The 21,536-nt window shown below is 70.0% G+C and carries 21 protein-coding genes; 8 read left to right on the top strand and 13 right to left on the bottom strand.

All coding sequences use genetic code 11. From position 1 onward, the window contains the following. Positions 1-80 precede the first annotated feature (80 nt). Complete coding sequence (locus tag NJE57_RS02970) at positions 81-1,100, top strand: MaoC family dehydratase (protein WP_319026863.1); 1,020 nt, start codon at positions 81-83, stop codon at positions 1,098-1,100. Between the two features lie 25 nt (positions 1,101-1,125). Then, positions 1,126-1,887 carry a FadR/GntR family transcriptional regulator gene (locus NJE57_RS02975; RefSeq protein ID WP_319026864.1) on the top strand — a complete coding sequence of 254 codons (762 nt, stop codon included), beginning with the start codon at positions 1,126-1,128 and terminating at the stop codon, positions 1,885-1,887. 15 nt (positions 1,888-1,902) lie between these two features. On the opposite strand, the gene fabG is transcribed toward NJE57_RS02975, so the two are convergent. From fabG to NJE57_RS02990, 3 genes are read right to left on the bottom strand one after another with little or no spacing between them, the layout of a single operon-like run. Next, on the bottom strand, positions 1,903-2,643 hold the full coding sequence (fabG, locus tag NJE57_RS02980) for a 3-oxoacyl-ACP reductase FabG (RefSeq protein WP_319026865.1): 741 nt from the start codon (positions 2,641-2,643) through the stop codon (positions 1,903-1,905). Then, entirely contained in the window at positions 2,624-3,877 is a 1,254-nt protein-coding gene (locus NJE57_RS02985; RefSeq protein ID WP_319026866.1) for a CaiB/BaiF CoA-transferase family protein, read from the bottom strand. Before NJE57_RS02985 ends, fabG begins: the two co-directional genes overlap by 20 nt. Then, on the bottom strand, positions 3,874-5,079 hold the full coding sequence (locus tag NJE57_RS02990) for an acyl-CoA dehydrogenase family protein (RefSeq protein WP_319026867.1): 1,206 nt from the start codon (positions 5,077-5,079) through the stop codon (positions 3,874-3,876). Before NJE57_RS02990 ends, NJE57_RS02985 begins: the two co-directional genes overlap by 4 nt. Before the next feature lie 124 nt (positions 5,080-5,203). Here NJE57_RS02990 and NJE57_RS02995 point away from each other — a divergent pair, with 124 nt between their 5' ends. From NJE57_RS02995 to NJE57_RS03005, 3 genes are read left to right on the top strand one after another with little or no spacing between them, the layout of a single operon-like run. Further along, on the top strand, positions 5,204-6,394 hold the full coding sequence (locus tag NJE57_RS02995; RefSeq protein ID WP_319026868.1) for a CoA transferase: 1,191 nt from the start codon (positions 5,204-5,206) through the stop codon (positions 6,392-6,394). After that, positions 6,391-7,572: an acyl-CoA dehydrogenase family protein gene (locus NJE57_RS03000; RefSeq protein WP_319026869.1), complete on the top strand. Its 1,182-nt coding sequence runs from the start codon at positions 6,391-6,393 to the stop codon at positions 7,570-7,572. Before NJE57_RS02995 ends, NJE57_RS03000 begins: the two co-directional genes overlap by 4 nt. Before the next feature lie 21 nt (positions 7,573-7,593). Beyond that, complete coding sequence (locus NJE57_RS03005) at positions 7,594-8,697, top strand: zinc-binding dehydrogenase (RefSeq protein WP_319026870.1); 1,104 nt, start codon at positions 7,594-7,596, stop codon at positions 8,695-8,697. 193 nt (positions 8,698-8,890) lie between these two features. Here NJE57_RS03005 and NJE57_RS03010 read toward each other — a convergent pair whose 3' ends face one another. From NJE57_RS03010 to NJE57_RS03035, 6 genes are all read right to left on the bottom strand, one after another. Beyond that, the gene (locus tag NJE57_RS03010) at positions 8,891-10,033 is read right to left on the bottom strand and encodes an acetyl-CoA C-acyltransferase (RefSeq protein ID WP_319026871.1); all 1,143 of its coding nucleotides are present in this window, start codon (positions 10,031-10,033) and stop codon (positions 8,891-8,893) included. 67 nt (positions 10,034-10,100) lie between these two features. Then, a complete protein-coding gene (locus NJE57_RS03015) occupies positions 10,101-11,306 on the bottom strand; it encodes an acyl-CoA dehydrogenase family protein (RefSeq protein WP_319026872.1) in 1,206 nt (401 codons plus the stop codon). Positions 11,307-11,324: 18 nt separating this feature from the next. After that, entirely contained in the window at positions 11,325-12,149 is an 825-nt protein-coding gene (locus NJE57_RS03020) for an SDR family NAD(P)-dependent oxidoreductase (protein ID WP_319026873.1), read from the bottom strand. Next, the gene (locus NJE57_RS03025; protein WP_319026874.1) at positions 12,149-13,222 is read right to left on the bottom strand and encodes a phosphotransferase family protein; all 1,074 of its coding nucleotides are present in this window, start codon (positions 13,220-13,222) and stop codon (positions 12,149-12,151) included. The genes NJE57_RS03020 and NJE57_RS03025 overlap by 1 nt, the downstream gene beginning before the upstream one ends. Positions 13,223-13,273: 51 nt before the next feature. Then, positions 13,274-14,647: an MFS transporter gene (locus tag NJE57_RS03030; protein WP_319026875.1), complete on the bottom strand. Its 1,374-nt coding sequence runs from the start codon at positions 14,645-14,647 to the stop codon at positions 13,274-13,276. Positions 14,648-14,667: 20 nt separating this feature from the next. Next, a complete protein-coding gene (locus tag NJE57_RS03035) occupies positions 14,668-16,350 on the bottom strand; it encodes a class I adenylate-forming enzyme family protein (RefSeq protein WP_319026876.1) in 1,683 nt (560 codons plus the stop codon). 139 nt (positions 16,351-16,489) lie between these two features. On the opposite strand from NJE57_RS03035, the gene NJE57_RS03040 reads away from it, so the two are divergent. Beyond that, positions 16,490-17,131, top strand: a complete 642-nt coding sequence (locus NJE57_RS03040) for a TetR/AcrR family transcriptional regulator (RefSeq protein WP_319026877.1) — start codon at positions 16,490-16,492, stop codon at positions 17,129-17,131. On the opposite strand, the gene NJE57_RS03045 is transcribed toward NJE57_RS03040, so the two are convergent. Then, positions 17,128-17,874 carry a LysR family transcriptional regulator substrate-binding protein gene (locus NJE57_RS03045; RefSeq protein ID WP_319026878.1) on the bottom strand — a complete coding sequence of 249 codons (747 nt, stop codon included), beginning with the start codon at positions 17,872-17,874 and terminating at the stop codon, positions 17,128-17,130. The two genes, NJE57_RS03040 and NJE57_RS03045, sit on opposite strands and share 4 nt — an antisense overlap. 69 nt (positions 17,875-17,943) lie before the next feature. Here NJE57_RS03045 and NJE57_RS03050 point away from each other — a divergent pair, with 69 nt between their 5' ends. Then, on the top strand, positions 17,944-18,411 hold the full coding sequence (locus NJE57_RS03050; protein ID WP_319026879.1) for a MaoC family dehydratase: 468 nt from the start codon (positions 17,944-17,946) through the stop codon (positions 18,409-18,411). A 103-nt stretch (positions 18,412-18,514) separates the two neighbouring features. Continuing rightward, the gene (locus NJE57_RS03055; RefSeq protein ID WP_319026880.1) at positions 18,515-19,264 is read left to right on the top strand and encodes a glucose 1-dehydrogenase; all 750 of its coding nucleotides are present in this window, start codon (positions 18,515-18,517) and stop codon (positions 19,262-19,264) included. 85 nt (positions 19,265-19,349) lie between these two features. On the opposite strand, the gene NJE57_RS03060 is transcribed toward NJE57_RS03055, so the two are convergent. The 3 genes from NJE57_RS03060 to NJE57_RS03070 form a co-directional block, all read right to left on the bottom strand. Continuing rightward, a complete protein-coding gene (locus NJE57_RS03060; protein WP_319026881.1) occupies positions 19,350-20,381 on the bottom strand; it encodes an MBL fold metallo-hydrolase in 1,032 nt (343 codons plus the stop codon). Next, on the bottom strand, positions 20,378-20,704 hold the full coding sequence (locus NJE57_RS03065; protein ID WP_182635473.1) for an EthD domain-containing protein: 327 nt from the start codon (positions 20,702-20,704) through the stop codon (positions 20,378-20,380). Before NJE57_RS03065 ends, NJE57_RS03060 begins: the two co-directional genes overlap by 4 nt. Positions 20,705-20,816: 112 nt before the next feature. Beyond that, on the bottom strand, positions 20,817-21,428 hold the full coding sequence (locus tag NJE57_RS03070; RefSeq protein WP_319026882.1) for a TetR/AcrR family transcriptional regulator: 612 nt from the start codon (positions 21,426-21,428) through the stop codon (positions 20,817-20,819). Positions 21,429-21,536: the final 108 nt, after the last annotated feature.

A 21,536-nucleotide genomic window follows, 5' to 3' on the forward strand; every position in this document is an offset into this window, starting at 1 on the left:
GGCGGGGACTCGGGCCCATCGTCGCAACCAGCCGCCCAATAGTCAATAATGATGCGCATGATTTGTGTAGGGTGGCACCCGTGACGACCGAGAACACCACACCGCAGGGGCCCGTCGTCGAGGTCGGCGGCCCCTACTTCGACGACCTCGCCGTGGGGCAGGTCGTCGATGACGCCCCGTCCGTCACCCTGACCGAGGGGCTGGCGGCGGCCCATCAGGCGATCCTCGGCGACCGACTGCGGCTGCCCCTGGACCACCATCTGGCACGCGCGGTCACCGGTGGCACGGTCGCGCACCCCGGCCTGGTGACCGACGTGGCGATCGGCCAGTCCACCGTGGTCACCCACCACGTCAGGGCCAACCTCTTCTACCGGGGACTGCGGCTGCTCGCCGCCCCGCGGATCGGCGACACGCTCACCACCCGTACCGAGGTCGTGGGGCTCAGGTCCACCACGCCCAGGCCGGGACGCGCCGCCACCGGGCTGGCCGCGCTACGCGTGACCACCACCGACCAGGACGGCCGGGCCGTCCTGGACTTCCACCGCTGCGCGATGCTCCCGGTGGCCGAGGGCGTGGACCCGGAGTCGTGCGCGCGGGCCGACGACCTCGCGACGATCGGTACCGGACAGGGTGGCCCGTGGTCGGTGCCCGAGGGATGGGACCTGCGCGTCTACCGTGAGCGGGTCCCGGGAGGGGACGCACCGCTGCCCGAGGAGGGCACCGTCCTCCGGGCGGGCGCGGACGTGGTCACGGGCGCGCCCGAGCTGGCGCGGCTCACGCTGAACGTCGCCCGGACCCACCATGACGCCCGCCGGTCGGCAACCGGCCGCCTGGTCTACGGCGGGCACACCATCGGGCTCGCGCTCTCGCAGGCCACGCGCGCGCTGCCGGCGATGCTCACCGTGCTGGGATGGCACTCCTGCGATCACGTGGGCCCGGTCCGGGAGGGCGACACCCTGAGCAGCGAGGTCGTGGTGGGCGCCGCCGTCGACCTTCCCGGCGGCGGGGTGGCACTCGACCTCCGGTCCCTCGTCACCGCACATCGCGGGGACGGCGACGCGGCCGTCCTCGACTGGTCCTACACCGTCCTCATGCCGTGAGTCGGAGACAGGGATAATGGTTGTCATGAGTTCACCCCGCGACAGGCCGCGTCCGGGGGTCGGTCGACCCAAGAAGACGGCGCTCCTCGTGGCCCAGCAGATCGTCGAGGACATCTCCCGCCGCGGCAACACCGTGGGCGACCGTCTCCCTCCGGAGCACCTCATGTTGGAGGAGTACGGCGTCGGGCGCGGCACCCTCCGCGAATCGCTGCGCTACCTGGAACTGCAGGGGGTCATCGTGCTCAAGCCCGGACCGGGCGGCGGGCCCATCGTGCAGCAACCGGACGGCGGCACCCTCGGCGCCACGTTGAGCCTCCTCCTGCAGTTCGAGAACGCCCCGTTCTCGACGATCATGGAGGCCCGAGCCGCCCTGGAGCCCTCCATTGCGCGGTTGGCCACCACCCGGATCGACGACGCCGGTCTCGAGCGGCTCGCCGAGAACCTCCGCGTGACCCGTGAGCAGATGAGTGATCAGGCCGTGTTCTCCGCTCAGTCCGAGCGGTTCCACGAGCTGATCGCCTGGAGTTCAGGAAATGCGCTCTTCGGGTACCTCTTCGACGCGTTGACCGGCCTCATCGCCGGCGCGTCGATGGGCATCACCTACCCCAGACGGCAGCGGGAGCTGACCTGTGACATCCACCAGGACATCTACACGGCCATCGCCGACCGGGACGCGGACACCGCGTCCCGGCTGATGTCGGATCACATCCGCGACCACACCACGTATCTGGAGAAGCGGTTTCACACCGCGTTGGCCCGGCCGATCCGCTGGGACCTCGACGGGTGAGCTGCCGGGGTGGGCTCAGATGTGTCGTCCTCCGGTGATCTCGAGGACCGTGCCGGTCATGTAGCTCGACATGTCGCTGGACAGGAACAGCACCACCTGCGCCACCTCGGAGGGCTCGGCGGCGCGCCCCATGGGGATCTCCGCCATCTTCTGCTCCCAGACGTGTTCCGGCATCGCCAGGGTCATCGCGGTGCGGATGAGACCGGGCTGGACGGCGTTGACGCGCACGTTCTTGAAGGCGACCTCCTTGGCGGCGGCCTTGGTCAGGCCGACGATCCCCGCCTTGGCGGCGGAGTAGTTGGTCTGTCCGGTCAATCCGACCTTTCCGGAGATCGAGGAGACGTTGACGATCGCTCCTGACCCGTGTTCGCGCATCCGCCCGGCCGCCGCGCGGGTGCCGTTCCAGGTGCCCTTGAGGTGGATCGCGATGATGTCGTCGAACTGTTGCTCGGTCATCTTGCGCATGGTCGCGTCGCGGGTCACGCCGGCGTTGTTGACGAACACGCCGAGCGGCCCGAACGCCTCCTCGGCCACGTCGATCATCGCCTCGACCGCCGCGCCGTCGCGGACGTCGCAGTGGACGTAGCGGGCCTTGTCCTCACCGCCCAGCTCGGTGACCGCCGCGGCGCCGGCCTCGTCGTCGATATCCCCGACGACCACCCGTGCCCCGCTGTCGATGAACGTGCGCGCGATCTCCAGTCCGATGCCGCGCGCACCTCCGGTGACGACCGCGGTCTTACCCTCGAGCAGTCCCATGACGTGTGTCCTCTCCTCGTACCTGCCCGGCCACCTCGGCCAGGATCGCGTCCGTGTGTTGGCCCAGTGCCGGGACGGGCCCCATCGGCAGCTCTACGTCTGTAAACGTCATCGGGGGCAGCAGTCCCCTGACCGGACCGGCGGGCGTCTGAAAGTCCCGCCACCGGTCCCGGGCCTCCAGCTGCGGGTGGTCGACCAACCCGGCGACGTCGTTGAGCCGTGCGGCCGGGACCCCGAACTCGTCGAGCTTGTCGGCCAGCTCCTGCGACCCGTACCCGGCGGTCAACCGGCCGATCAGTTCGTCCACCTCGGTCCGGCGTGCCACGCGGGCGACATTGGTCGCGTATCGCTCGTCCCCGACCAGCTCCGGACGGCCCAGCACGTCACCGACGAGGGCCGCCCAGCCGCGGTCGTTCTGCACCCCGATCAAAACCTGTCCGTCCCTGGTGGGGAACGCGTCGTACGGGCAGATCGAGGCGTGCGACAGGCCCATCCGCCCCACCTGCCGGCCCTCGTACATGCGGATGTACATGGGATGGCCCATCCACTCCGCTGTCGCCTCGAACATCGACACCTCGACGGTCGCGCCGCGGCCGGTCCGCTCCCGCCGGAACAACGCCGACTGGACGGCCGAGAGCGCGTACATGCCGGTGGCGATGTCGGAGACGGGGACCCCGGTCTTGGCGGCGGCATCGGGGGTGCCGGTGATCGAGCACAGTCCGGACTCCGCCTGGACGAGCATGTCGTAGGCCTTCCGGCCGGCGTACGGTCCGGTGTCCCCGTACCCGGAGATGGTGACGACGACGAGCTGGTCCCTGCGCGCACGGAGCGCGGCGGCCCCCAGACCCAACCGCTCCATCGCGCCGGGAGCCAGGTTGCTGATCACCACGTCCGCCCGGTCGGCCAGGTCGAGCGCGACCCGCAGTCCGTGGTCGGAGGCCAGGTCGAGTTCGATCGACTCCTTGCCCCGGTTCAGCCAGACGAAGTGCGAGGCCAGTCCGTGCACGGAGTTGTCGTAGGCGCGGGCGAAGTCTCCCTCCTCCGGGCGTTCGATCTTGATGACGCGGGCGCCCAGGTCCGCGAGGTGGCGGGTGGCCAGCGGGCCGGCGACGGCCTGTTCGACCGCAACCACGGTGATCCCCTCGAGCGGGAGCGGCTCGGCTCCGCCCGTATCGAGCCCGCCTGTATCGACCCCGCTTGTACCGGCTCCGCCTGTGTCGACCCCGTCCGTCATCTGACGCCTGCCTGCGGGGTCCAGCCGCGGATGAGGCCGCCGCCGATGATGAGCTTCTGGATCTCGCTGGTGCCCTCGTAGAGCCGCAGCAACCGGATGTCGCGGTAGATGCGCTCGACCGCGACGCCGCGCATGTAGCCGGTGCCGCCGTGGATCTGGACAGCCAGGTCGGCGACCTTCCCGGCCATCTCGGTGCAGTAGAGCTTGGCGACGGAGGGGGCGATGCGCCTGTCCTCGCCCGAGACGTAGGTGGCCGCGACCTCCCGGACCAGCGCCCTGCCCGCCATCACCCCGACCTGTTGCTCGGCGAGCATGGCCTGGACCAGCTGGAAGCCACCGATGGCCTCGCCCCCCTGTGTGGTGGTGGCCGCGTAGGCCAGCGACTCGTCGAGCGCCCGCGCGGCGGATCCCACGGCGACGGCGGCGATGTGCACGCGACCGCGGGCCAGCGACGTCATCGCTGCCCGGTATCCGGCGTCCTCGTCGCCGCCCACCAGTGCCGAGGCCGGAACGCGGACTCCACTGAAGCTCACCTCGGAGGTCGCGGCGCCCTCCTGGCCCATCTTCCGGTCCTTCGGCCCCACCGTGACCCCCGGGGCGTCGGCGGGGACGAGGAACACGGCGATCCCCGTCCCGCTCTCGTCGGCGGGACGGGTCCGGGCGAACAGCACGAACAGGTTCGCCACCGGCGCGTTGGTGATGAAGCGCTTGGTGCCGTCGATGATCCAGTCCCCGCCCTCTCCCCCGTCGCGGACGGCCCTGGTCGTCAGGCCCGCGGGGTTGGACCCGGCACCGTCCTCGGTGAGGGCGAAGGAGGCGACCACCTCGCCGGAGGCGATCCTCTCGAGCCACTCGGTCTTCTGCTCGTCGGTCCCGAAGTTCACCAGGACCTGTCCGGCGATCCCGTTGTTGGTGCCGAACAGCGATCGCATGGCCAGGCAGGTGTACCCGAACTCCATCGCCAACTCGACGTCCTGGGTCAGGTCCAGCCCGAGGCCGCCCCACTTCTGCGGGATCGCGTACCCGAACATCCCCATCTCGGCCAGCCCGGCCCGGATGTCGTCGGGAATGGCGTCGGTGTCGGCGATCTCCTGCTCACGCGGGACTACGACCGTGCGGACGTACTCCCTGGTCGCCGAGAGGATGTGCGCGAAGTCCTCCGCGTCGACCTCCGAGGTGGCTGTGATCGGTTGCCCGCCCATGGTCTCTTCCCCCGTCGCCCGTGGTGGGTGTCGCGGAACGCGCATCCACTGCAGTATGCTCCCAACTATTATCAGGATTTAGATCGAGGGGCAACCGTCCCCGCAGCACCCACGGGAGTAACCGATGACCGGATCCATCGCGTCTCGCCCCCTCGAGGGCATCCGCGTGGTCGAACTGTCCAGCTTCGTGGCCTCGCCACTGTGCGGACTCACGCTCGCGCAACTGGGCGCCGAGGTCATCAGGGTCGACCCGGCCGGTGGGGCGGCGGATGTACACCGTTGGCCTCTCGCCCCGGACGGCACGTCGATCTACTGGACCGGGCTCAACCGCGGCAAGGCCTCGGTGACACTCGACCTGCGATCGGATGAGGGGCAGCAGGCGTTCCGTGACCTGGTGACCGCCCCCGGAGACGGCGGCGGCATCCTCGTGACCAACTCCGGCGGCCGGGCGTGGATGAGCCACGAGCGCCTGGCCGGGGCCCGGCCCGACGTCATCACCCTGGAACTGCTCGGACGGCGCGACGGTCGACCGGGCGTCGACTACACCGTCAACGCCGCCCTGGGGTTCCCCGCGATCACCGGGCAGGTCGACGGGCGCGGCGGCGACACCCCGGGCGGGCAGGTGGTCAATCATGCCCTGCCCGCCTGGGATGTCGCCGCGGGCCTCCACGCGGCGTTGGCCGTGGTCTCGGCCGTGCGCGACCGGGAGAGGACCGGCCGGGGACGACGGATCGTCCTGCCCCTGGAGGACGTGGCCCTGGCCACCGCCGGAACTCTGGGATACCTCACCGAGCCCCAGGTGGACGGGACCTCTCGCCCGGCCGTCGGCAACCACATCTACGGCACCTTCGGGACGGACGTCACGACCTCAGACGGCGGTCGCTTCATGATCGTCGCCCTGACCACCCGCCACTTCCACGACCTGGCCCGCCTCACTGGCACGCGGGAGGCGGTCGACGCCCTCGAGACCGCGACCGGCGCCGACTTCACCACCGAGGCCGACCGCTACTCCTACCGCGAGGTGCTGGCCGCGCTGTTCGCGCGCTGGTTCGCGGCCCGCACAACCGACGAGGTGGCACGGACGCTCGAGGCCTCGGTCGTGCTCCACGAGCGCTACCGCACCTTCGGCCAGGTCGTGTCGGAGGGCGATCTCGAGGCCAACCCGCTGTTCTCCCCCGTCGATCAGCCGGGGATCGGCCGTTACCTGGCCGCCGCGCACCCCGCCATGTTCGACGGCACGCACCTGACCACCGGCCCGGCGCCCGTACTCGGCGCCGACACCGGCCGTCTCACCAGTGGAGGACCTCCCGTATGACCCACAAGCCCACCGCGCGCGACGGCGTCCCCGTCTACCTCACGGAGGACCGTCTCGCCATCCGCGACCTCGCCCGCGACTTCACCGCCAAGGAGGTACTCCCGGTCGCGAACCGGCTCGACCCGGAGAAAGGCGACATCCCCGACGAGCTCCGGCAGAAGATGGCCGACATGGGTTTCTTCGGCATCATGATCGCCGAGGAGCACGGCGGGCTCGGGCTGGGGGTCTTCGAGTACTGCCTGGTCGCCGAGGAGTTGGCTCGCGGCTGGCTCTCCGTCTCGGGACTGCTCGCCCGTGGCAACGGCATGGGCGGCGGGTTCACTCCCGAGCAGGAGGCCCGGTTGCTCCCCCGCGTGGCCCGCGGTGAGTGGTTGGGCGCCTACGCACTGTCCGAGGCGGAGGCGGGATCCGACGTCGCCAACATCTCCTGCCGAGCCGTCCGGGAGGGCGACGAGTGGGTCGTGAACGGAACCAAGATGTGGTGCACCTACGCCGACCAGGCGGACTACCTGGTCCTGTTCGCCCGCACCGATCCGGACCGGGATCCGGACAAGCCACACCGCGGGATCTCCACCTTCCTCGTCGAGAAGGAGCGCGGTTCCTTCCCCGCCGGCATCACCGGCACCCCCGTCCGCAAGATCGGCTACTTCGGCTGGCAGACCTGGGAGCTGTCGTTCGACGACTTCCGGATCCCGGCATCGGCGCTGCTCGGCGAGGAGGGCAGGGGCTTCTACATGGCCGTGTCCGGGCTGGAGGTCGGCCGCGCCCACACCGCCGCCCGTGCGATCGGTCTGGCCCGCGCCGCGCTGGAGGACTCGATCGCCTATGTGGCCACCCGCGAGCAGTTCGGGCGGCCGATCGGCGAGTTCCAGTACCTACGCTTCGAGATCGCCAGGATGGCCGCGGACATCGAGGCCGCGCGCCAGCTCATGTACTCGGTAGCCACTGCCATCGACTCCGGGCGCCGCTGTTCGCTGGAGGCCGCGATGTGCAAGCTCGTGGCCACCGAGATGGCCGAGCGCGTGACCTCCCAGGGCGTCCAGATCCACGGCGGGGCCGGCTACACCACCGACTTCCAGGTGGAGCGCCACTGGCGGGACGCGCGACTCACCAGGATCTTCGAGGGCACCAGTGAGATCCAGATGCGGATCATCTCCGACGAGCTCCTGGGCCGCTGACGGCTGCGTACAGTCGGCGACATGAGAGCTGCGGTGTGCGTTGAGACCGGATCCCCGCTGGTGATCGAGGACATCCCGATCCCTGAGCCGCGCGCGGGTGAGGTCCTGGTCCACAACCACGCGTGCGGGGTCTGCCACACCGACCTGCACGTGATGAAGGGCGAGGTCGGCTTCCCGCTGCCCGGGGTTCTGGGCCACGAGATCTCGGGCGTCGTCGCCGAGGTCGGCCCCGGGGTGACAGGCGTCCGCGCGGGTGACCGGGTCGTCGGCTCGTTCATCATGCCGTGCGGATCGTGCGAGAACTGCGCCCGCGGGATGGAGGACATCTGCTCCACGTTCTTCGAGTACAACCGCCTGCGCGGCACCCTGTACGACGGCGAGACGCGACTTCACCGGGCCTCCGGCGAACCACTGTCGATGTACTCGATGGGCGGACTGGCCGAGTACAGCGTCACGCCCGCCACGGCGGTGTTCGCGCTCCCCGAACCGCTCGATCTGACCGACTCCGCCGTCCTCGGTTGTTCGATGTTCACCGCCTACGGAGCAGTCCGCAACGTGGGCGATGTCCGGAGCGGCGAGTCCGTCGCGGTGGTGGCGGTCGGTGGGGTCGGGCAGAACATCGTCCAGCTGTCGGCGGTCAGCGGCGCCGAGTCGGTCATCGCGATCGACGTGGACGACGACAAGCTGGCCCTCGCCCGCCGCATGGGCGCCACCCACACGATCAATTCGCGGGAGGTCGACGCGACCGAGGCGGTCATGGAGATCACCGGCGGCCGCGGCGTGGACGTCGCGTTCGAGGCCCTGGGCTCGGCGGCCACCACCCGGCAGGCCACAGACATCGCCCGCGAGGGCGGACGGGTCGTGGTGGTGGGCATCCCGCCCGCGGGCACCTCGTTGGACGTGGACCTGGCCCGCATCGTGCGCCGCAAGATCCAGATCAAGGGCTCGTACGGGGCCCGCGCCCGGCAGGACGTGCCCGCGCTCATCCGACTACTGGCGGCCGGGAAGCTCGACCTGGGCGGCATGATCTCCCGGCGGGTTCGGCTGGCCGAGGCTCCGGAGACCTACCAGGCCCTCGAGCGCGGTGAGGTGCTGGGCCGCGCCGTCGTGCTGACCGGCAGCTGACGCGCCCGGACCTGCCCCCGCGCCGCCCCGCCCCACGCCACCGCCACCGCCACCGCCACCGCCGCCGACCGGCATCCGCGCTAGCGCCTGTACGCCTGGAACACGTCCGCTCCCGGCGATGAACTCGCGCGCGCACTTCGGCGGTGGCGGGAGTTCATCGACGGGAGCGGATGTGGCGCCGGGACCAGCCTGATCAGAGCAGTTCGATGATGGTGGCGTTGGCCTGGCCGCCGCCCTCGCACATCGTCTGCAGGCCGTACTTGATGCCGTTGTTCTTCATGTGGTGCACCATGTCGGTCATGATCCGGGCGCCGGATCCGCCGAGTGGGTGACCGAGGGCGATCGCGCCGCCGTTGGGGTTGAGCTTGGCCGGGTCGGCGCCGGTCTCGGCGAGCCACGCCATCGGCACGGAGGCGAAGGCCTCGTTGACCTCGAACACGCCGATCTCGTCGATCGACAGTCCGGACTTCTCCAGCGCCTTGGCGGTGGCCGGGATCGGGGCGGTGAGCATGATGACCGGGTCATCGCCGGCCAGCGTGGCGGTGTGCACGCGGGCGATCGGGGTGCAGCCGTACTTGGCGGCCGCCTCCTCACTCATCACCAGGATGGCGGCGGAGCCGTCCGAGATCTGCGAGGCGTTGCCGGCGTGGATCACGCCGTCGTCCTTGAACGGGGTCTTGAGTCCCGCCAGCCCCTCCACGGTGCTGCCGCGGCGGATGCCCTGATCGTCGTCGAACGCGCCGTCGGGAGTGGCCACCGGAACGATGTGCCCGGCGAAGAACCCGGCGTCCTGCGCGGCGGCCGCCTTCTCGTGCGAGGCCACCGCGAACTCGTCGAGCTGGGTGCGGGACAGACCCCACCGCTCGGCGATCATCTCGGCCCCGACACCCTGGTTGGGCATGGTGCCGTCGTACCGGCCGAGGAAGTCCTCCCCGTACGGGAGTCCCTCGCCCGTGATGGAGCTGCCCATCGGCTGACGGGTCATGGACTCGACGCCGCCGGCGACGACCACGTCGTGGTAGCCCGACTCGACCACAGCGACGGCGAAGCTCAGCGCCTGCTGCGAGGAACCGCACTGGCGGTCGATGGTCACGCCCGTGACGGTCTCCGGCCAGCCGGCCGAGAGCACCGCGGTGCGCGCGATGTCACCGGTCTGCTCACCGGCCTGCGTGACGCAGCCCCAGATCACGTCCTCGACGATCGACGGGTCGACCCCGGCGCGCTCGACGAGCGCGTTCAGGACCTTGCCCGACAGGTCGGCCGGATGCACCCCGGCCAGACCACCCTTGCGTTTGCCCACCGCGCTGCGCACGGCCTCGACGATTACTGCACCCATGAATCTCTCTCCCTTGCCTCGGTCGCCGTAACCGTCGCCACGGCGTTATTAGTGGGACATCCTAGTATCAGCCGACGTACGGCGGCGTGCGCTTGAGTTCGCCGCGCGCGATCGTGCGACGGTGCACGGCATCCGGGCCGTCCACGATCCGCAGGGCCCGCGCCCAGGCGTAGAAGTACGCGAGGGGGGTGTCGTCGGAGACACCGGCGCCGCCGAAGATCTCGATCGCACGGTCGATCACGGTGCACGCGACCTGCGGCGCGATCACCTTGATGGCCGAGATCTCGAAGCGGGCCTCCTTGGCGCCCACGGTGTCGATCATCCACGCGCAGTGCTGGACCTGCAGGCGTGCCTGGTCGATCTCGATCCGCGAGTTGGCGATGTGCTCCTGCACCACGCCCTGCTCGGACAGGTACCCGCCGAAGGCGTGACGCGACTTGGCGCGGTCGACCATCAGGGCCAGGGCCCGCTCGGCCATACCGATGGCACGCATCGCGTGGTGGATGCGGCCCGGCCCGAGACGGGCCTGGGCGATCGCGAACCCGGCACCCTCCTCACCGAGCAGGTTCCCCACCGGGACACGGACGTCGGAGAACACGAGCTCGCAGTGACCGTGCTGGTCCTGGTAGCCGAACAGCGGGAGGTTGCGCTCGATGGTCAGGCCCGGCGTGCCACGCGGGACCAGGACCATCGACTGCTGGCGGTGCGTCTCGGCGGAGGAGTCCGTCTTGCCCATGACGATGAAGATCTCGCAGCGCGTGTCCGCCACACCCGTGATCCACCACTTGCGGCCGTTGATCACGTACTCGTCGCCTTCGCGGCGGATGACGGTCTGGATGTTGGTCGCATCCGAGGAGGCCACGTCGGGCTCGGTCATGGCGTAGGCCGAGCGGATCCTGCCTTCCTTCAGCGGCTCGAGGTACCGCGCCTTCTGCTCCTCGGTGCCGAACAGGTGGAAGGTCTCCATGTTCCCGGTATCGGGGGCCTGCGAGTTGATGGCCTCGGGGGCGATCACCGGTGACCAGCCGGAGATCTCCGAGACCGCGGCGAACTCGAGGTTGGAGATGCCGGACCATTCGGGCAGGAAGAGGTTCCACAGCCCGCGGCGCCGCGCCTCCGTCTTGAGCTCCTCCATGACGGGCGGGTGCTCGTGGTCGCCGTGCGTGCGCAGGTACTCGGCCCACACCGGCTCGGCGGGGAACACATGCTCGCGCATGAACTCCCACATGTTCTCCTGCAGCTCCCGGCTGCGTTGGCTGTACGCGAACTCCATGGGTGATCTCCTGTGGGTCTAGTGAAGGGTCATGCCGCCGTCGACGGTGAGCGTCGACCCGGTGATGAACGACGAGGCGTCGGAGGCGAGAAAGACGAGCGCGGAATCGAGCTCCGGTTGCAGGCCGAGCCGTCCGAAGATCGTGCGCCCGGTGATGTCGGCGAGCATCTGCTCGGGGATCTCGTCGGTCATCTCCGAGGCGAAGTACCCGGGGGCGAGCGCGTTGACGCGGATCCCGCGCCTGCTCCCCCACTGCGCGGCCAGGTCCCGGGTCAGCCCCAGGACCGCGGCCTTGGACGCGGAGTAGGCGGCCTGCGGGGCGAATCCGGCGGTCAGGCCCAGGACGCTGGCGACGTTGACGATGCTCGACCCGGGCTCCATGACGCGCGCGCACTCCTTGGCCGCCCAGTAGGCGCCGTGGAGGTTGACGTCCACGACGCCCCGGAACTGCTCGGGCGTCTCCTTGAGTGCGGGCACCGCCGTCCCGATGCCGGCGTTGTTGACCAGCACGTCGATGCGCCCGTGGGCGTCCATGGCCGCGCGGACCATCGCCGCGCACGCGTCGGGGTCGGCGACGTCACAGGCCACGGTCGATGCCGCGCCTCCGGCGGAACGGAGCTCGTCGGCCAGGGCCTCCAGTCTCTCCCGTCGCCGGGCGGCCAGCACGAGCGTCGCCCCCGCAGAGGAGAGCGCACGGGCGAATCCTGCGCCGAGTCCGGAGGAGGCACCGGTGACCACCGCGACGCGGCCGTCGAGCCGGAAGCGGTCGAGCACCGGGACGGCGGTCTGTGGCCCCGTGCGTGGGTCGACGGGCCGGGCGGAGTCGGATGCGTGGTCAGCCATCAGTTGGTGCCCTTCCGGGAGTCGAGGAGGGAGTGACCGTGATCCACGAGTTCGCGGATCTGCGGGCCGATGTCGCCGAAATCCTGCCCCGCCATGTCCCCGGCCTCCGAGCGGGTGGCCACACCCTGGGCGATCGCGGCGAACTTGAACGTCGCGAAGGCCAGGTACCAGGGCATGTGGGCGGGGTCGGTGCCGGTCGCCGAGCAGTAGCGGTCCAGCAGCCGCTGCGGACCGGGCCACCCGGCCTCGGTGGTGATGGACGGGATGAGCGGGACCCGGGGTCCGTCGGGGTCGCCCCAGTAGAGGACCGTCTGGGCCAGGTCGGCGACCGGGTCGCCGAGCGTGGACAGCTCCCAGTCGAGGATCGCCTTGATGCGCCCCGGGTCGGCGGGGTCCACGACGTAGTTGTCCAGGCGGTAGTCACCGTGGATGATCCGCGACGACGGCGAGGTGGGCATGCGCTCACCGAGTCTCGCCGCCAGCTCGGGCAGGCGTTCGGCACGGACGGACTCGGTGGCCTTCTCCGACTGGCCCAGCCACCGGCGCAGCTGCCGCTCGAGGTAGCCCTCCGGGCGCCCCAGGTCTCCCAGGCCGACCGCGTCCTGATCCACTGCGTGGAGTGCGACCAGGGCGTCGATCTGGGCGTCGGCCATGGCCGCCTTGTCGTCGTCGGACTCCGCGAAGCCCGGAGGGAGTTCGTCACGGATGACGTGGCCGACCACCTTCTCCATCACGTAGTACGGCACGCCCAGGTCCTCGCCGGTGGTCTCGTTGAGGCGCACCCGCGCGACCGGCACGTCCGTGTCCGCCAGTCCCAGCTGGATGCGTGCCTCGCGTCCCATGTCGTGCGCACTCGGCAGCAGCTCACCCGTCGGCGGACGCCGGAGGATCAGCTCCCCCGCGTCGGACCGGAGCGTGAAGGTCAGGTTGGACTTGCCACCGGCGATCAGCTCGGCCTCGAAGTCGGTCCAGGCCTCGTCGCCCGTGGCCTCGGCGATCTTGGGGCCCACCACGTCGGGGCGCAGGAGTTGGTCGACCGAGAGGCCGTCGGACGCTGAGGGTGGAGTGGTCATGAGGTGGATCCTCGCGGTTGGTGAGCGGTCGGATGACTGGAATGCGAAGGACTAGTCGTGGCCGACCGTGTGCAGGTCGTTGCCCCGGGTCTCCTTCATGATCGCCGTGGCGATGATGGTGCAGACACACAGCGCGATGATGTAGGCGCTGATCATCCAGTACACGTCCCACTCGATGAACTGGGCGTTGAGGTAGGGCGCGCTGCCACCGAAGACCGCGACGGACAGGGAGTAGGCGAAGCCGATCCCGGACGTGCGCATCTTGGTGGGGAACGCCTCGGACATGAACGAGGAGAGGATCGAGCCCGCCGCCGCGACGAGGGTCATGGCGACCAGGGAGGTCACGAACAGGGTCCACGGCCGATCGTCGATCATCCCCATCAGGAACGGGGTGGTGATGATGGTGCCGACGGCGAAGATGAAGATCACCGGACGGCGGCCGATGTGATCGGACAGCAGGCCCCACAGCGGCAGGGTGCACAGGGCGATCAGCTGGCTGCCGAAGATCATCCAGAAGGCGGCGCCGGAGTCCATGTCCCGCTGGGTGATCGCGAACGTGGAGGCGTAGGAGCTCCACGTGTAGTGCGCGACGGTGATGCCGGAGACCATGGTCACGACCAGGGCGATCGCGCGGGCCAGGCGGCCCTTGGAGAACGTGACGACCGGGGAGGTCGGGTCGGCGGCGGCAGCGGCGGAGGCCTTGTCGAAGACGTCGGACTCCTCCATGCCGGCCCGCAGGTACAGCACGAAGAGGGCGAAGACGGCGCCGAGCAGGAACGGGATCCGCCAGCCCCACTGGCCGACGGCGGACTCCGAGAGCACGGCGGTGATGGTGCCGCCGATGCCGTAGGCGATCACGGTGCCGCCCATGATGGCTACGAAGACCAGGCTGCCCCACATCCCCCGACGATTGGGCGGCGCGATCTCGGCGACGTAGCTGTACGCGGTCGCGGACTCACCGCCGTGGGCGAAGCCCTGGACCATCCGGCACAGCAGGAGCAGTACGGAGGCGAAGATCCCCAGCGTCTCGTAGCTGGGCAGCAGCCCGATCAGCAGGCTCGCGCCCGCCATCATGAGCATGGTGGTGATGAGGACCCACTTGCGGCCCTTGACGTCTGCGATGCGGCCGAAGACGATGCCGCCGAGCGGACGCATGAGGAACCCGACCGCGAAGACGGCGAAGGTCGCGAGCAGCGCGGAGACCGGGTTGTCGTTGTTGAACATCGCCGCGGCGATGAACGGGGCGAACACCGCGTAGGCGGTCCACTCGTACCACTCGAACAACTGCCCGGTGGTGCTGGCGGCCAGCGACCTGATGGCGTTCGTGTTGCCCGAGGTCGGCTGCGCGGTGGTGGACTTCGCTGTGGTGGCGTGCGTCGACTGTGACTGTTCGGGGCGATCGGGGTGGATCGTGGCCTCGGCCATGTCATTTCCCTTCGGTGGGATCAGGAGGGGTGGGACGGGGTGTGCTCGTCGCGGAGTTCACGACGGCGGATCTTGCCGGTCTGCGTCTTGGGGAGCTCCCCGATGACGTGGACCTCGGTGGGCCGCTTGTAGGCGGCGAGTCTGGTCGCGGCGAACGAGATCAACTCGTCCTCCGGGGCGGTGCGGCCCGCCTTGAGGGAGACGAACGCGACGACCTTCTCGCCGCGGTACTCGTCGGGGAGTCCGACGACGGCCGCCTCGAAGACGGCGTCGTGCTCGTACAGGGCGTCCTCGACCTCACGCGGCCACACCTTGTAGCCGGACGCGTTGATCTGGTCCTTGAGCCGGTCCACCAGGTAGACCCAGCCGGCCTCGTCCATGACCGCGACGTCGCCGGTGTGCAGGCGGCCACCGGGCATGGTGGAGGCGGTGGCCTCGTCGTTGCGCCAGTAGCCGGACACGACCTGCGGGCCGGACAACACGAGCTCGCCCTGCTGCCCCGCGGGGACCTCTCGGCCGTCGACCCCGACCACACTCGCATCGATACCCGGCAGCGGGACCCCGATCGAGAGGGTGCCGCTGGACTCGTCGACGGGCGCGCGGAGGCCGGGCGGGACGGCGATCACTCCCGAGGTCGTCTCGGTCATCCCGTACCCGTTGTGGATGTAGTGACCGAACCGCTCCTCGAAGCGGTCCACCGTCGACGGCGGGATCGGCGCTCCCCCGCTGTAGAGCGTCTTGACGGAGGCGAAGTGCTCCGGGCCGGCCTGGTCCAGTCGCATCAGGGCGTTGTACGCGGTGATCGACCCGATCGTGTAGGTGACACCGTGCTCGCGGAACGCGTCCAACACCACCTCGGGCCGGAAGCGGCCGGCGAAGACGAGGGTGGTGTCGCCGAGCAGGGCCAGCGTGGCGTTGATGACCGCACCCGTGATGTGGAACAGCGGAGCGATCGCCAGCACGACATCTCCCGCCGCGACGCCGGCGAAGTCGGCGAAGCTGCGGGACACGGCCACCACGTTCGCGTGGGAGTTCATCGCGCCCTTGGGCGGGCCGGTGGTCCCGGAGGTGTAGGTCAGTAGTGCCAGGTCGTCCGGTGACACCGTGACGGGTACCGGGGTCCGGCCGGAGAACTCGCGGACGAGCGCCAGCAGATCTCCGTCTGCCGCGTCGACGGGGGCGGGCGTCGCCGACCCGTCGGTGGCGAACGCACGGGGATCGTCGCGGGTCTGCAGGTCACGCTCGCTCGTGCTCAGGATCCACCGCGCGTCGGTGCCCTCCACGCTCTCGCGGATGGCGGGGGCGTCCCTGTCGGTGGCGATGATCCCCACCGCACCGGAGTCCTCCACGGGCAGGCGGAGCTCGCGACCGAAGTACATCGGGTTGAGCACCACCGCGGCGGCGCCGATCTTCCACAGCGCGAGCAGGGCGATCGCGTACTGCGGGATGTTCTGGAGATGGATGCCGACGCGGTCGCCGGCTCCCACTCCGCGGTCCTGCAGCGCCGCACCGAGGGCGTCGGACATCTGATCGACCTCACGGGCCGACAGAGTGGCGTCGAAGTACGCGATGGCGGTCCGGTCCGCGCCGTGGTCGACCCGGGCGCGCCAGGCGTCGACCAGCGTGGTCCGCCGATCCACGAGGCTCTCATCGAGCCCCGGGCGGTACAGCTCACGCCACCGGCGCGAGTCCAGTTCGCTCATCGTCGACCTCCGCTCCATCATCTCAACCACGGTCGTCCCGACCGAGCGATCGCTCGGTCTGAGGTAGTGTTACCTACACCACAACCGGTGTCAAGTGGTCGACAGCTACGATCTGTCGATGTGCGAGGAGGCCCCACCGATGAGCGACTGGCGAGATTTCGGGCCGGACACCCTGTCGCCCCCGTTACGTGCCGCCCTGGTCGTCTTTGCGCGACACGGGTACCACGGGGCCTCGATCAGGACGATCGCCGAGGAGGCGGGCCTGTCGGTCCCCGGCCTCTATCACCACTACCGCTCCAAGCAGGTGATCCTCGCCGCCGTGGTGGACACCGCGATGGCAGAGATGCTCTCCCATACCGCCGCGGCCTGCGAGGACGCGGGCGACGACCCCGTGACGCGCTTCGACAACCTCGTGGAATGCCTCGCGAGGTTCCACATGGCCCGGCGCGACCAGGCGTTCGTCGCCTCGACCGAGATGCGCAGCATGGAGCCGGACGTACGCGACCACCACATCGCGCAGCGCGACTCACAGCAGGCGATGATCGAGAAGACCATCCGGTCGGGGGTCGACTCGGGCGACTTCGCCTGCGAGCACCCCGAGGACGCGGCCCGCGCCATCTCCTCCCTGTGCGTGTCGATCGCGTCCTGGTACCGCCCCGACGGGCCCCTGACCGCGGATGACGTGGTGGCGCGACACCTCGACTTCGCCCGGGCGATGGTGGGGGCCGGGCGCGATCGGCGTCCCGGCCCCGACTCCTCGCGGTCCGGAGGACTCACCTAGCGCCCGCGCGAGGGGCGCCCTTTCGCCCGGGGCGCCTGTCCACCCCGTGGTTGATGTTGCTGTGGTTGTCCTCCCCGCGCCCGCGCCTTCGCCGCCGCCTTCTGCCGGGCGTTGCGTTTCTCCGGCGGCGCGTCCCCGGCATTGCGGGAGGTGCTCGCGGTGCGGCCGCGCACGATTCCGACGAACTCGTCGATCAACTCGTCGTCCGGGCGGTCGGACGACCAGGCCACCCCCATCCGGGTCGCGGGCGCTCCCTCCAGCGGCCGCTCGATCACGTCCCGGCGGCTCAACGACCGCGCGTACGGCTGCGGGAGGACGAGCAACCCGACCCCGGCCGCGACCAGATCCACCGCGGCCGACACCTCGTCCGGGGTCGCGGTGATCGTGTCGACGGGGTCGAGCCAGGGCTCCCCATCGAGGTCCGCCGGGGTCAGCGAACCATAGGCACCCATGGCGTGGTCCCTGGCGGCGAGCACGGCCATCGTCTCGGTGTAGAGCGGTACCCGGAACAGGCCGGCGGGCGCTGTGCGCGGTGCCGCCTCGGGCTCGCGGAAGAACACGACGTCGAATCCGTCCTCCTCCGGCCCCCGGGCCAGTCCGGCGCGGGGATCACCCACCCGCCGCGCCGAGATCGGCACCCCGGGGTTCCGCTCCCGCCAGCGGGAGAGCCACTTGTCGGGCTGCACGCCCGGGACGTAGCCGATGGCCAACCGATGACTCACGGGACCGCTCACCTCGTTCACCCCCCAACGGTAACCTCTGATCCACTGAACTCACTTCACCCGAATGTCTCCACTGACGAGAGGCCCCTGATGACCCACGTGTTCCACGGCATCGACGAGTTCCGCGCATCCGCCGGTCTCGAGCTCGGCACCGGCGGTTGGTTCGCCGTCACCCAGGACCGCATCGACGCCTTCGCCGACGTCACAGAGGACTGGCAGTGGATCCACGTCGACCCGGACCGGGCGACCTCGTCCGACATGCGCTCGACCGTCGCACACGGCTACCTCACACTGTCCCTCCTCCCCCGGCTCAGCTCCGAGCTCTTCACGTTCGAGGGCATCGGGCGCGCGGTCAACTACGGGCTCGACAAGGTGCGGTTCCCCTCCTTCGTCCGCCCCGGGGACAGGATCCGGGCCCGGGGCCGGGTGGCGTGGACCCGTGACGCGCAGGCCGGGGGCGTCCTGGCGTGCGTGCACTACTCGATCGAGGTCGAGGGCCGCGAGAAACCGGCCTGTGTCGCCGAAGCACTCATGGTGGCGTTCCCGCCAGAGGGCTGACCTGACCCACACCCGGCATTCCCGACGAGCGATCTACTGAATTCAATTCACTTCATCTATCGTGGGAAGGCACAACCCATCCAGCACCAGAAGGGCCGAACACATGGAGCGATTCCAGGACCGCGTCGTCCTCGTCACGGGCGCGACAGGCGGCATCGGGACGGAGATCTGCGGCCGGCTCGCCGCGGAGGGCGCCGTCGTCGTCGTCGCCGATCTCCCGGGCACCCCCCTCGACCGGGTGGCCTCATCCCTGCCGCACGGACCACACCTCACGGTCGAACTCGATGTGGCCACGGAGGACCACTGGACCGCCGCGGTCGAACGCATCATGGACGCCCACGGCCGGCTCGACGCACTGATCAACAACGCGGGCATCGGCAGCCTCAAGACGCTGGAGGACGAGACCCCGGAGCACTGGCAGCGCGTCATCGACGTCGACCAGACCGGCGTGTGGCTGGGAATGAAGCACGCGGGCGCGGCCATCGAACGCACCGGCGGCGGGGCGATCGTCAACGTCTGTTCGATCCTCGGCAGCGTCGGCGGTTTCGGCAACAGCTTCGCCTATCACGCCGCCAAGGGCGCGGTGCGGACCATGACCAAGAACGCGGCGATGCACTGGGCCACCTCGGGCGTCCGCGTGAACTCCCTGCACCCGGGATTCATCGAGACCCCGCAGCTGCTCGAACGCTACGAGGGCAGCGAGCGGCATCGCGGGATGCTGGCGGGCACCCCGATGGGGCGCCTCGGGACGCCCGCGGAGATCGCCGGTTGCGTGGCCTTCCTCGCCAGCGACGACGCCGGGTTCATGACCGGCGCCGAGGTCTACGCGGACGGAGGCTGGACCGCCGGATGAGATGAGGGCCGGGCCCGCGACCACGTCGGCGGGCCCGGCCCCGGACGCCATCAGGTCTGGCGGTTGCGGTTCAGGCAGTGATGGTTCAGGTGGAGACGAACCGCTGCACGCCCTGCGCGGAGAACTCGTCGACCGCGACGACGCCGCGCGCCACCAGGACGTCGAGGTGCGCCATGGTCTCGCAGGTCGCGATCATCTGGTTGAACCCGTCGAGGCTCGCGAAGGTGCGCTCGCGGCGGGTCCAGGGCAGGCCCGCCGCCACCTCGAGCCCCGTCGCGCCAGGACGCGCGAACACCTGCCCGCGTGTGGCGTCCAGCCGCTCCTCGTGGTGGGCCAGCAGTTCCCGGACCCGGGCGTGGACACTCCCCCCGACCGCGCCGTGCGCCGGCAGCATGAGGGTGTCCGGGCGGTCCAGCATCGCCTCGAGCGAGGTCAGGTAGTCGCCCAGGGGATCGTCCCATCCACCGAGCTCGAAGCCGATGGACGGAGAGATCCTGGGCAGCACGTGGTCACCGGTGAACGTGACCCCCAGCGCCTCGTCGTCGAACACCAGGTGTCCCTTGGTGTGGCCGGCGGTCCGCCGCGCCTCCATCGGTCGCCCGGCCACCGACACCGGGCCCTCCTCTGTCCACGTGTCGGGCAACTCCCAGTCCGCGGCCAGCCAGGGCTCGGCGAGCGCCTCGACCCGGGAGGCCTCGGCGATCTCCGGGGCGCCCGCCCGACGGAGCTGGTCGAGCGAGTCCGTCGGCACGCTGGTCCCCAGTTCGCGGAGCTCGGTCAGCCCGGGGCGCTCGCCACCTCCCAGGTGAATGCGGCTCCCGACCTGACGGCGCAGTTCCGGCCCCATCGTGTAGTGGTCGCGGTGGATGTGCGTCACGTGGACGTCCGTCACCTCGGCCAGGCCGATGTCGACCGACCGCAGTCCGTCGCGCAGGATCTCGAGGTTTCCCGGGACGTTCCACCCCGCGTCGATGAGAGAGACACCATCCGGACCCTCGATCACGTAGACGTTGATCGCACGCAGTCCGTCCTGCGGCATCGGGAGCGGGGTCCGGTGGACACCCTCGGTCACCGGGTGGCACCCGGGCTCCGTCCAGTCCGATCCCGCGGTGGTCACGAGTCGGAGACCATGACCTGTTCGTCGCCCATCACCATGATGGCGCGGCCGCCCATGGCGCCGACGTGCTCGGCGGCCTTCGCCCACTCGGGGCTCTCGAGCATCGCGTCGTAGGCCTCCTTCGAGTCGAAGCTCAGAACCGACACCCCGTCCCAGCCGAGTGAGTGCTTGTTCCCGCCGGTCTCCTTGACGGCCGTGTGCGACCACCTGCGCAGGCCCGGCAGCGGGTAGGTCACCTCGGCGTGCTCGCCGCGCCACCACGTGATGAACTGCTCGTGGGTCCACTCGCTCGGCTTCGAGGCCATGACGATCAGGTTGTACACGATTCCTCCATAGTTGAATTCACTTCAGGCTCTGACGGCAAGGTACCACCGGGACCGGCTGCGAGGAAAGCATCCGCGACCGGCCGCGGGATGGACCGGGGCGGTCGAGACCTCAGTGAACCAGGCGGAAGCACGCACCCATGACCGACTCCGAGACCTCGGGTAGCGTTCGGCTCCCCCCGGGCCGGTACCAGTTCCACACGGAGTTGAGCAGTCCGAGCACGAACCGCCCGAGCTCGACCGGGTCGCGGCGGGGAAACTCCCCGGAGTCCATCCCCCGCTCTAGGAGCCCGGTCCACTCCCGCTCGACCACCCGGACGAGTTCGCGGGCCCGGACCCGCTCCTCCTCTTCCCGCTCGGACGAACGCGGCGTGGCGAGCATGTCGATGTGATGCAACAGGATCCGCGCCTGGAGCGCCTCGGTCTCACTGATGTCATAGGCGCTGGCGATCGCCGCCCGCAGCGCGGACTCCGCATCGTCCGAGCTCTCCACCGCCACACTGAACCGCTCGTGGTAGCGGGTGAGCTCGGCGCTCATGATGGTGAGCAGGCAGTGCGCCTTGGACTCGAAGTAGTGGTAGAGAGCGGTCTGGCCGATCCCCACCTCACCCGCGATCGTCGCCCACTTGGTGTGCTCGTAACCGACACTGCCGAAATTGGCCACCGCCGCCTCGAGGATGACATTCCTCTTGGACCGCGGACTCTCCGTCTTAGTAGGCGCCATCGCCTGTACCCCCCGTGATCGTGATCATCCGTCCAGGTTAAGGGAAAGTGAGTTCAGGTCACACCGGTACCCGAACCCGCGTGCGGTTCGCCGGTCTGGTCCACCACA

The organism is Dietzia sp. PP-33, from assembly GCF_033790845.1.
Lineage (GTDB): Bacteria > Actinomycetota > Actinomycetes > Mycobacteriales > Mycobacteriaceae > Dietzia.

Coding starts and splice junctions, on each gene's coding strand:
- NJE57_RS02975 (WP_319026864.1), top strand. CDS start 1,126: ATGAGTTCACCCCGCGACAGGCCGCGTCCGGGGGTCGGTCGACCCAAG.
- fabG (WP_319026865.1), bottom strand. CDS start 2,643: ATGGGACTGCTCGAGGGTAAGACCGCGGTCGTCACCGGAGGTGCGCGC.
- NJE57_RS02985 (WP_319026866.1), bottom strand. CDS start 3,877: ATGACGGACGGGGTCGACACAGGCGGAGCCGGTACAAGCGGGGTCGAT.
- NJE57_RS02990 (WP_319026867.1), bottom strand. CDS start 5,079: ATGGGCGGGCAACCGATCACAGCCACCTCGGAGGTCGACGCGGAGGAC.
- NJE57_RS02995 (WP_319026868.1), top strand. CDS start 5,204: ATGACCGGATCCATCGCGTCTCGCCCCCTCGAGGGCATCCGCGTGGTC.
- NJE57_RS03000 (WP_319026869.1), top strand. CDS start 6,391: ATGACCCACAAGCCCACCGCGCGCGACGGCGTCCCCGTCTACCTCACG.
- NJE57_RS03005 (WP_319026870.1), top strand. CDS start 7,594: ATGAGAGCTGCGGTGTGCGTTGAGACCGGATCCCCGCTGGTGATCGAG.
- NJE57_RS03010 (WP_319026871.1), bottom strand. CDS start 10,033: ATGGGTGCAGTAATCGTCGAGGCCGTGCGCAGCGCGGTGGGCAAACGC.
- NJE57_RS03015 (WP_319026872.1), bottom strand. CDS start 11,306: ATGGAGTTCGCGTACAGCCAACGCAGCCGGGAGCTGCAGGAGAACATG.
- NJE57_RS03020 (WP_319026873.1), bottom strand. CDS start 12,149: ATGGCTGACCACGCATCCGACTCCGCCCGGCCCGTCGACCCACGCACG.
- NJE57_RS03025 (WP_319026874.1), bottom strand. CDS start 13,222: ATGACCACTCCACCCTCAGCGTCCGACGGCCTCTCGGTCGACCAACTC.
- NJE57_RS03030 (WP_319026875.1), bottom strand. CDS start 14,647: ATGGCCGAGGCCACGATCCACCCCGATCGCCCCGAACAGTCACAGTCG.
- NJE57_RS03035 (WP_319026876.1), bottom strand. CDS start 16,350: ATGAGCGAACTGGACTCGCGCCGGTGGCGTGAGCTGTACCGCCCGGGG.
- NJE57_RS03040 (WP_319026877.1), top strand. CDS start 16,490: ATGAGCGACTGGCGAGATTTCGGGCCGGACACCCTGTCGCCCCCGTTA.
- NJE57_RS03050 (WP_319026879.1), top strand. CDS start 17,944: ATGACCCACGTGTTCCACGGCATCGACGAGTTCCGCGCATCCGCCGGT.
- NJE57_RS03055 (WP_319026880.1), top strand. CDS start 18,515: ATGGAGCGATTCCAGGACCGCGTCGTCCTCGTCACGGGCGCGACAGGC.
- NJE57_RS03070 (WP_319026882.1), bottom strand. CDS start 21,428: ATGGCGCCTACTAAGACGGAGAGTCCGCGGTCCAAGAGGAATGTCATC.